7 protein-coding genes are annotated in these 9463 nt (G+C 31.7%); all 7 read right to left on the bottom strand.

Features of this window, described 5'->3' with window-relative positions; all coding sequences use genetic code 11:
* Positions 1 to 136 precede the first annotated feature (136 nt).
* Positions 137 to 562 carry a GNAT family N-acetyltransferase gene (locus ACIQ2X_RS10275; protein ID WP_396178840.1) on the bottom strand — a complete coding sequence of 142 codons (426 nt, stop codon included), beginning with the start codon at positions 560 to 562 and terminating at the stop codon, positions 137 to 139.
* Between the two features lie 96 nt (positions 563 to 658).
* Entirely contained in the window at positions 659 to 931 is a 273-nt protein-coding gene (locus tag ACIQ2X_RS10280; RefSeq protein WP_396178841.1) for a hypothetical protein, read from the bottom strand.
* 21 nt (positions 932 to 952) lie between these two features.
* Entirely contained in the window at positions 953 to 3862 is a 2910-nt protein-coding gene (locus tag ACIQ2X_RS10285; RefSeq protein WP_396178842.1) for a TrlF family AAA-like ATPase, read from the bottom strand.
* 16 nt (positions 3863 to 3878) lie between these two features.
* Positions 3879 to 7838: an Eco57I restriction-modification methylase domain-containing protein gene (locus tag ACIQ2X_RS10290; protein WP_396178843.1), complete on the bottom strand. Its 3960-nt coding sequence runs from the start codon at positions 7836 to 7838 to the stop codon at positions 3879 to 3881.
* 2 nt (positions 7839 to 7840) lie between these two features.
* Positions 7841 to 8845: a restriction endonuclease subunit M gene (locus tag ACIQ2X_RS10295; RefSeq protein WP_396178844.1), complete on the bottom strand. Its 1005-nt coding sequence runs from the start codon at positions 8843 to 8845 to the stop codon at positions 7841 to 7843.
* Positions 8836 to 9045: a helix-turn-helix domain-containing protein gene (locus ACIQ2X_RS10300; RefSeq protein WP_072885721.1), complete on the bottom strand. Its 210-nt coding sequence runs from the start codon at positions 9043 to 9045 to the stop codon at positions 8836 to 8838. Before ACIQ2X_RS10300 ends, ACIQ2X_RS10295 begins: the two co-directional genes overlap by 10 nt.
* 219 nt (positions 9046 to 9264) lie before the next feature.
* A partial coding sequence (locus ACIQ2X_RS10305; protein WP_396178845.1) for a hypothetical protein occupies positions 9265 to 9463 on the bottom strand: 199 nt, incomplete at its 5' end.

A 9463-nucleotide genomic window follows, 5' to 3' on the forward strand; every position in this document is an offset into this window, starting at 1 on the left:
TCCTCTTGTAATTTACTCAAACAACTTATCGATAACTCCATAAGTGTTGACGGCATGTAATCGGTTCTGTTCAACACGGGGTTCATTGTTGGCTTTTCAAGCCCAACGAACCCCTAGCTGTTGTGCGTAGTTCTTGTTATTTTTTTTTACAATATATTTTACTGTCTTTAAGTTTAAAACCAACGCTTGAATATAAATTTATTGCAGCCAATCTATGGTCTTCGGTAAAAAGAAGTATTTCAGAAAGTTGTTTTTCTTCACCTACTTCAACTAATAAGTTTATTAGTTTTCTTCCTATTCCTTTTCCACGTGAAGCTGAGTCTACAACTACATCTTCAATCCAACCCTTGTTTCCAGATATAACTTTGTAAGTACACATTAATGCAATTCCAATTATTTTATTATTATCCTCACAATAAGCAACTGTAATTTGGTTTTTCTCATTCAATATTTCTTCAAGATCTAACTGAACTTTGTTTGGACTTAATTGACAGAATAATTCAGAAACTTGCTCTTTTATGTCTATGTTTAAATCATTTTTGTTTAAAATAGCTGTCTTCATTTCTTTTTATATGTTTTAAAAAATACAATTTTATTGATTTATTTTTTTATTTCAAATTTTGAATTAAAGTTATAATTTTCAAGTAACGCGGTAGAATTACGCACAACGGTTTGGCGCTTGGCGAAGAAGCGGATTTCGAAGCACTAAACTATCTGCCAGTACTGAACTTGATACAAAGTACAAAGCTTCATTTAAGCACTGAACCCGCTTTTTTGCCAAACGCCTGTTATCGCTTCGGTGTTCTTTTTCGTCCGTTGGTTTGTCGGTCGTTTTGGTTGTGCGGTTGGACAGACACACTCTTTGCCAAGCTTTGGTTGTAGCGTTGGCTTGTGCGGCTTGGCAATGTGTGTGGCTGTGAAGGGTTGGCATTTTGTTTATATCATTCAAAGTTTAAAATCCATATTTTTCTTCTCGTTTCTTAAATGCATCTTCTCCACCTTCAAGAATATCACAAACGTGTTCTCGAATACCCATACTTTGAAGAATAATCCTTTGTGAATCGCCTTTTTTGATCGAGTGTTCTAGTGAACCTGTTACATATTCAAAGTCATATACTTCATTAGTTCTGTCTGTATCTTGTCCACTTTGATTTGCAACAATAACTTCTTCGGCATCTGCACCAACCACAGCATTAGGATTATGAGTTACAATAATAATTTGTCTTTGCTTCTTTTTCTCTTTTAAAAAACTAACAAGGTCATTATAAACAGAACGGTTATCTAAATCGTCCTCAGGTTGGTCAATTAAAATTGGCCATTGTTGATTATTTTTCTCAATGATTATTTTTAACAGAACCAAGTTCCTTTTTCCGGGAGACATTTTTTCTAGTGAATCATTTTTGTATGAGACAAAGAAGTCCAAGAAGAAAAAGTCTTCAATTAATACACTAAATATTTCCTTTGCTGAAATGCTCTTGTAAGTTTTTAATTTGCCATTGATTACATTTTTTAGAATGTCCTTTAAGGTTGAGATATAATGTTCAAAGTTTTGAAATTCATAGAAAAACTCATTTTCATTATTCTTTAAAGAATCGTATTGCTTTCTTAAATCTACTTTTTGTATATGAGATTTTACTTGTTCAGAAAACTTTTCGTTATTAAACGCTAACTTAACATTGATTTGAACTTCTTTAAGTTCTTCCTTTGCTTTCAATAATGCTTCTTGGTATGATTTATACGAAGTATATATCTGCTCATACTCAACGAAAATTTTATCAAAAGACGTTTTTAAAGATTTCTGTTTTTCGTTCAGTAGTTTTTCTTGAATTTCAATTTGACGAATTTTTTCTTCTTCTTCCTTTAATTGCTTGATTTTTGTTTGTAAAATTTCTTGTTGTTTTATGTTTGATAAGAGAGGTTCGAGCTTTAATTTTATATCAGATATTTTCGCCTTTATTTCTTCAATTCTTTTAAGAATTACACCATCTGGTTTGGTTAGTGAATCAATGCCTTCAATGAATGATTTTTCAATCCCATTAACAAACTCAAAAGCTTTATTAAACTCAGCTGTAACAAAATCAGTATTTAAATAATTTTGATGTTCTTCTTTAATTGATTTGAACCTTTGAACTAAGTCATTAGATTTGTTTTTGAATCCATTTACAGATTCAATATCCGATACTATACCTGAGAGTTCTTTTTGGAGTTTTTCTTCCTCATTAGTTAACTCTTGCAAAACTTTGGATTGTTCTTCAGAAAGCGTTGATTGCTTACGTAAACTTTCAATTTCTGCTTTGAGTTGTTCAATGTATTTGAGAATACCTGATTTATCACCTTTCTCTTTTAAATTTTGTCTTTGAGATGAAATGTCATCAAAATAGCCAAAGAAATCATTGATTAATGATGATATAAATTTCAGTTTTTCGTGTGAAGTTTCCTTTGTTTTCTCTTCCTGCTTTCTGCTATCCTCATCCGATAATAAAGTTTCTCTTATGAAATTGTTCAAACTCTTTTTATCATCAAGATTTTTCTTTTTTGATAAACTTGATAGATAATGTTGAGGGATATATGTAATTTGTCGTTTGCTTGATGTTTCATTATTATCTTGGAGTTTGTTTTCTCCATCATCTTTCCATTTAACTTTAAAATCAAAATCAGAATCCTTTTCAAAGTCATAGATTAAATTTGGGTTATCCAATTGATTAATCTTTTCACTAACTTGCTGTGGATCTATTGCTTTTGCAATATGATACAGCAATAAAGATTTACCTGTGGATTTGCCCCCAATTATTGCAGTGAGGTTTTGATTAACCAATATTTCTTCTGAACTGAATTTTGGGAAAGTGCGACTATCTAAAAAACTAACATTATCAATTAGAAAATAAGGTCTTTTTTCCTCTGGCTTTGTAGGCTGTATGACAACACGTTCTGCTGGTTCAAACTTAATTTGGTAGAGTCCATTGAATGTTAAGTCTGCTTTAATCCATAATGGTCTATCTATGTTTTTTTCAAATAGTTCATCAAAACTATGTGCGTCAGAACCCCAAATACAAGGTTTTAGAGATTTAAATTCTTTGATAAACTCTGACTTTTCATCATAAGTACTGCCAAGCCCCCAATTAATGGTTTTTGGATTAGCACAAAAAAAGCAATCTGATTTTTGTATCAATACTTTTCTCGTTTGATGACCTTGAGAATTCCAACTCACTTTACTTAAATCCTCGTCAGTTGGTAAAGCGATTAAGTATTTGGATTCAAATAGAGTAGGTTTATCATTTAATATTGTGCAGATTTGGCTATCAGATACAACGGCATTCATCATACCTACATACATATCCGAATTATCTTTGAACTTTGAATGCTCTTGTCTTAATTTTTCACCAAGCCTTTGTAAATTATTTATTTTTAATTTCCACTTTTCGTCTGTACTTTGGGGGTTGCCTTCATAAACAAAATCAATTTCGTGTAAAAAATTTTCTTCTATATCACTGATGCTTACTTTATCTGAAAAGATTACGTGAAAATTTACCCTGTTATCATTTACTAGTTTATCTAATCTAAATTCTATGTTCGGTAAAAGAAGAATTTTGTTTATTCTTTCAATTTCTTCTCCACTGAATAGTTGTTCCATTTTCACAGAATTTTCCAAATATTCAGTTCTAATCTTTTTGTAACCATCTATACTGAAATAGTCAGTTATTCCAATTCCCCAAATATCGTGTTCAATTGCTTTTTTAAACATTTTTTGAACGTAAATATCCCAATCGTTACCGAAACCATTGTTCAGTATTGAAAATGGAGTGTGAATATGTAAATCCCATTTACGCCACTCTGAACCTCTTGGAAAATTTGAATATTTCATACTTGCTTATAATTTATTATTCTGCCATTGGTTTTATCATTTTTTCAATAAACTCGATCTCATCTTGATGCAATTTATATTTTGCATATAATTGTTGGTCAATTTCAGAAATTGATTTTGTCCAATCTATTTTCGAGTTTTTTGAAAAGTCTTGAAGCGGGACATATTTCCATACATCTTTATTATTGTCTTGGGTTACTTTCAATACTCCTAGCATTGAACGAACAAATTTTGTCTTAATATACTTCAAACAGGATTCGGCTTCTTTAATTGTATTAAATGCTCCGATACTTATGAATGACTGAGTATATCCAGTTCCTACCTTTCCAATTACAGGTTCGCCAATTAAGGCAGTCGGTACAACCTCTCCTAAAGCTCCTGAACCATTACTTTTGGGAAGTAATACCTTGAACTTATTTGTATTTTTGTGTTCTTCAATATATTTAGCTGGGATAAAACGATAAGTTCTATTGTTTTTAATTAAACCAAAAACACAAATATCATTTTTGCTTTTGGGTTCTTCGGTGAATATTGACAATTGGTCAAAAATTGAAGTTGTTAATCGTTTCTCTCTGCCATCACTGCCGATAATATTTTTATAAGTTGGATAGTCTCTATAAAGTGATTCTAAATCAAATTTATTCTGAGTATGTATTTTGCTGTCTATTGACTCAAAGTCTGTAGCTTTAATTACATTCAGTAGAATAGAATTAATTTCTTTAAACTTTGAAAAAACACCAATTTTTTCAAAGTTTTGTTTTTTGTCTCTTAAGGTAATTGTTATTCCGCCCATTAAGTTAACCTCAGGAAATGCATCACTGCTTTTACTGAAATAAGATTGTACTTTTAAGTGTTTGTCATCTAACATCTTCCTATTCCATTGACTTGGCGTTTTACCTGCATTGAAAAGAAATCTACCAGGGGTTACAAGCACAACTTTTTCACTTAACTGATAAGCCATATCCATAAAAAGATGATAAATTGGATTATCGCTTGTTCCTTCTCTTCTATCTTGATAAGGCGGATTGCCTACAATTACATTGAACTTCATAAGCTTGTTGTTTATATTAATGGTTTCATCTTTTATCAAATCATTTTCTTTGATTAAATCTAAGGATGTATAATTATGTTCAATTAGGTTTACATCTAATTCGAGCAGTCTGTACACTTTTCGAGTGAACTCATAAGTAAGTTTTGAAGTTGGTATTGAATAAAATTTACTTGCCGTTTTCTTACCGAATTTTTTAAACACGGCATAAACAAATTCCCCCTGTTTAGAAGCAATGTCCAATAGAAATGTTGAATCTGAAATAGATTTTTCAGACAAAGAATTAATCATCATTTCTGTTATATTTTCAGGTGTTACCACCTCCCATTCAGAAAGACGACCAAACTTTTTCATTGCATTGCTCGCTCTTTTTATTGGTGAAATTGCGGAATCGTTGGCTAATGAATTAATGTTCTGAATTTTATAATCTAATTCGCTTAAAATAAATGGGTTGATGTGATTTTGAAACAAATCAAGTATTGTGGTTTCAAGACTTAAATTTGAAGCTATTCGCAAATTATCAGCATTATCCTTGATGTGAATAATGATTTCTTGCAGTGATTTAACTCTTGAATCTGTCAAAAATGCAAAGAATAAAATTCTTGCATAATACATTGCAAACTGACCTTTGTAGTCATTTACAGCTTCATCATCTTTTGATTTGGATTTTGCATTTTCTTCATTTTCATCATCTTCATTTTCAGCAGAATCATCTATATCAAGTTCATCTCCTTCGCCTTCTGAAGGTTTAATTTCAATGCCTTGGCGAGAACCAATTTTTCCTTGTCTTTCAATTTCAGCTTTGATTGCTTCAATATCCAATAAAGAATAATCAATGGAAATAGTTGTAGCTTCATCAAATACACTTCTACTGCTTGAATATTGACGAACAGCATCCAAAATATCTGCTGGCTGTATTTGAACAATTTTATTATTGTTTAAAACTACAATCGGAGATATTTCAAGTTCTTTTCGGATTCTGTCCTCTAACTTGCTGTTTCCGTTCGATTCCGTATTTACATTGTAAATCTGTGATTTATGTTCCTGCATTTGGAACATTCTATTAGGGTTAAAGTCCACCAACAAAGTTTGTGGTTTCATATTGAATTTGACCACATCACCATTCGGCTCTTTGAAAATTTTTATGAACTGATTTTGTAAACGAAAAATTGCCTGGTCGTATTCTTGTGGTGAAGCCGTGTCTTTTAGGTAAAGCATAGTATCCCATTCAGGAACAGTGCTACCAGTAAGCATTCTATTTACTGTAAAAGTGATTGTTTTTACATTCTCACTTTCACATTTTTTGATTTTAGTTTGAACTGCTTGTGTGTCTTTGAAGGTTTTTTCGTTCTCAACTCCAGAGATATTTATGATTTCGTAATTACTAAGATGTTTAAACTTATTGTTCTTGATTAATTCCTCCAATGCGTCACAAGATGCTCTGTAAGGCAAAACACAAACGATATGACGACACATTTTGCCCTCTTTTATTTTATCGTAATCTAAGAAACTCAATAAATTGGCATCATCTTCTGAGCCGTCTATAACTTTTAGCAAGTCAAGAATTTCCTTTTCGTACTTGAATTTTTTATGTAGTTTATTTTCCTTGTCTATGGTTATTGATTGCGGTCTAAAAAGTTCTGAAAAAGCATAGGTTACACCATTCTTTTTCATTTCTTCCATTTTCTTTCTGGATGATTCATTTGGATTAAAAGCAAAACGAATCATTTGAGGAAAACCATAATAAGGATTATCCCATTCTTTGATTTCGTCTTTGTTTAGATTTTCTAAATCCCATTTTTCTTGGTCTTCTGCAATGTTTGTGAATTGATAAAATGCTATGATGTCGTCATTTGTAAACTCGCTATTCATCAAAATACGATAAGGAGTTCCAGAAAGATGAATGCGAATTTTCGCATTAAAAACTTTATTGGTAATTTCTAAATCGTCTAAAGTATTGTCATTTAGTTTTAATTCACTTTTTATTTCTTTGGTACTTAAATTTTCCTCTTTTAGGACTTTTCCGTACTCGGTTGCTCTCGCTCCAAAATGTGTTTCATCAATTAACAATAAGTCAATTTGATTTTCAAATACTTCTTTGTGTTTTGATTTGATTTCATCACCTTGCAAGTCTTGTAAGGTCAGAAATAAAACGATTTTTTCTTTTGCCTTTTGCTTTTCGGCAATAATCGTATCGCTTGTTAGGAGAGAAGTACTATCTAAAAAACAATAGCCATCAAATTTAATATGACTTTCAACCGTTTTTTTCCATTCTTCTTTTACATCAGCTTTTGCAGAAACTACAACCACCAGTTTAGCCCCCATTTCAACAGCACAACACATTGAGGTGAATGATTTGCCAAAACGCATAACTGCATACATCAGCAAATTTGTTCTGCCTTTTTTTATGGCTTCCCGAAAATTGTCTACTGTCTTTTGTTGATTAGGTCGTAGTGGATATTCTTCAGTTCTTGTGTAGGTATGAGTAATGGGAATATGACTTTCGTCAAAACGATAATACTGATATTTTGATTCGTTTTTTTGATGTCCACTTTTTATATCCTCTATGGCTTCTTGTAAGTCTGCTTCTGTTGCGTTTTCAAAAAACTCATTTGAGTAATATGGGATTCCTTTTAAAGCGTTAGGCTTTAATCGACTTCTTTTTAATTCACTTTCGAGAAAAAAATGAACTGCATAATCTCTGAAAAAAGTTTCGTCATCAACTTTTGCAACATTTCCAAATTTCTTTTCAAGGTTAGGAAAGTGTTTACGCCATTCATTCAACCTCATTTCAATTGGTCGATAGGTGTCGCCAACTTTTAGATAATTCGGTATTGTTTCGGTTGTAAAAGCATAGATTTGAGGTTCAACTCTTCCAATTATAATATTATTGAGTACATCTACATTTATATTGTTTACTTCTGCCATATTTATTTCTTTAACAGGTCAATGAACCTTATTATTTTACCTGTTTTATCTGTTTCTTTATCTTTTTCCTCCCAATCCATAATGTTGCAATAAATACCATTATGAAATTTGATGTTTTGAGTTTCACAGCCTTTGCATTTCTTTATTTCTGTTTTAGTTTCAAAAAAATCTGAAATTTCTATAATTTCATCTTTACAACTGTTTGGAACAACAGCTTTAAGTCCGTCCATTTGCCAGATATTCCAAGAAATAATTTGTGCAATATTTTGTATAGATTCAATAGATGGCTCTGTTTCAAATTTATATATGAAGTTTTCAATAAATGTTATAAGTAAAGCTTCACGAGCTAAAAGCAAACTATCTCCTTGCCATTCAAATCCATAAGTATTTTTATATGCGATTTCAGCAGCTTTAAGCCATTCATTAATTAAATCTGTATTTTCATTAACTATTCTTAATTTTCTATCTAAAAGACCTACTCTATTTTCAATCTTAATAAATTCTCCTGTTGTTGTGTCATATCTGCTAACAAGATACGGTGCTTCTCCGCAAGAAATTTCTAGTCGTGTATCACGAACATAGTCTTGCCAAGTTTTGCCTTTTGGAAAAACTATTTTTTCTTTTGTTGTTTCCCAAGATTTAGTTCCATTTTTCAACAAGATTTCTTTATTGAAAACACCATCTTTTCCAAACCAAGAATTGTCAACCAAATTATTTTGTGCGTTGCATATCCAAGAAGGTGTGAAAACTTCTGCCATTTCTTTGGAACGTGATAATTGCAAAATTTTGTCCTTGTGAACTCTAGGCATTATTACATTGCCTTTTTCTCCTGTGATTAGTTCAGGAGATATTTCTGAACTAAATCTGTATGATTCTCCGAGGTTCTTGTAGTTGTCTGTTGCCCAAAAAATATTTTTTTGAGTGGTTTGGTCACGCAGTAGTATTCCGAGAATGTCAGGGTACTTCTCGATTAACTCGTTTTCTAATATGTCGATAACTACTTGCACTTGTATACTTCTTCGTTAGTTTTTAAAAGTTCTTTTACATCAATATTAAGAATGTTCGCTATTTCATACAGCACTTCAAGTCTTGGTTGTTGTCGATTTTGCACATAACCGTTTACCATATTGTAGCTTTTGCCTAGCTGTTCGGCTAACCAAGTTTGCTTAATTCCTTTTTCTTCAAGTACTTCTTTAATTCTGTTCATTGTTGTCTAAAGATGTCAAGTCACAAATTTAGTTTATATTTTTTAATATCTCGTTTTTCAAGATATAAAATGTTTGAATAATTATCTATTTGTCTGTCGGTTTGTTCGTCTGTGCGTTGGCAAAAAAATGGCTCTTTTGGTTTTTTGAGCGTTGGCTTGAGTGTCGGAAAAAACCAAATGTGCCATTTGCGGGTCGGCTTTTTACACTGAGCGATAACGTTATTCGGCTTGAAGCAGTGGCAAACTTCGGAAACGTAAATTTTCAGTTACTACTGAATTTCTTGCGAAAGATAAAGGTGATTGAACCACATATTTTTCCATTGCTTTCAAACCGAGGTGCTTGTTGCACAACTCCTTCAAATATAACAAAAAGGAAACATTGAAAAGAGCACTTTTTTGTAAATTTATGCATGCAAGG

This window comes from Flavobacterium sp. (genome assembly GCF_044368625.1).
Classification (GTDB): domain Bacteria; phylum Bacteroidota; class Bacteroidia; order Flavobacteriales; family Flavobacteriaceae; genus Flavobacterium.